At 45.6% G+C, this 946-nt stretch carries 1 protein-coding gene and 1 pseudogene; both read right to left on the bottom strand.

Annotated elements, in window-relative coordinates; all coding sequences use genetic code 11:
* Positions 1 to 363: pseudogene (locus HW443_RS13090) on the bottom strand (hypothetical protein); the annotation flags it as partial.
* A gap of 12 nt (positions 364 to 375) precedes the next feature.
* A partial coding sequence (locus HW443_RS11920; RefSeq protein ID WP_176238296.1) for a DUF2860 family protein occupies positions 376 to 946 on the bottom strand: 571 nt, incomplete at its 5' end.

Raw genomic sequence — 946 nt, 5'->3', positions numbered from 1 at the left:
CCGCGGTTTCGCCCCCGCCGTCTGTGAACAAAACCCCCCGCCCCATCCACCCGCGCTGGTCCCGGTGCTGCCGGTTGACCATGCATTTCCGCTACTCTTCGGCCCGCTGCCTGTACCAGAACCAATTCCGCTACCGAAACCATGACCTACATTCATTGTACCCCTTGAACTCATAGAGCCCCCAAAACCATCTATTGCTCCACTGCCGCTACCGAATCCACTGCCGCTCCCAAAACCAGTGCCACTTCCAAAACCTATAACAGGCCTTTTAGCCTTATCACTTTTATCCTGTGCAAACGTAATCCCTGAAAAGGTTAAAACCGCTGCTAACATGCAAATCACAAATATTCTTAATTTAAACATTTTTGTCCTCCTTTAAAAGCTAAATGTTACACCAAGGGTGTAAATATTGTTATTATGGTCTGTATTTGACACATTGGAATCGTTAAACTGCCTGCCATAACCAGCATTAACATACACTTTTTTGACAATCTTATGGGCAACACCCGCTGAGATTGTATGGGATTTTGTCTTGAAACCACCGGGGTCCTCATACTTACGGGTGAGATAACTATACCCGAGATTAAGCATGGTCTCAGAGGTAATCATATATCCTGACCACACACCGATTGAGTGTGCATCGTAACTACACAGGTTGGAATCCGCGTTATTCTTCTCATACTCATAGCCCTCCTTTATCCAGAATTTGCGGGTTATCTTCTGCTTAAGCTCAAAGGTTCCACCAAATGCATTGCTATCGCGAGGCTCTCCCTTAACCTCCTTTATCTTCCCCTTCAGTGCAATCTGGGCCGATAATATATCGCCTAATTCCTTATATACCCCGGCACTGATACCAGCAATAGTGGCATTTAAGTCATCATACTTGCTGTATAAATATTTTGCAGCATCGCCCCTTAAAAATAGAGGCTCTTCTGGAAAGAGTGTG

Origin of the sequence: Candidatus Hakubella thermalkaliphila, from assembly GCF_013281975.1 — a bacterium.
In the GTDB taxonomy this organism is placed as follows: Bacteria; Actinomycetota; Humimicrobiia; order Hakubellales; family Hakubellaceae; genus Hakubella; species Hakubella thermalkaliphila.
The sequence above is the reverse complement of the archived record's forward strand: the minus strand, read 5'-3'. Positions and strand labels throughout refer to the sequence as shown.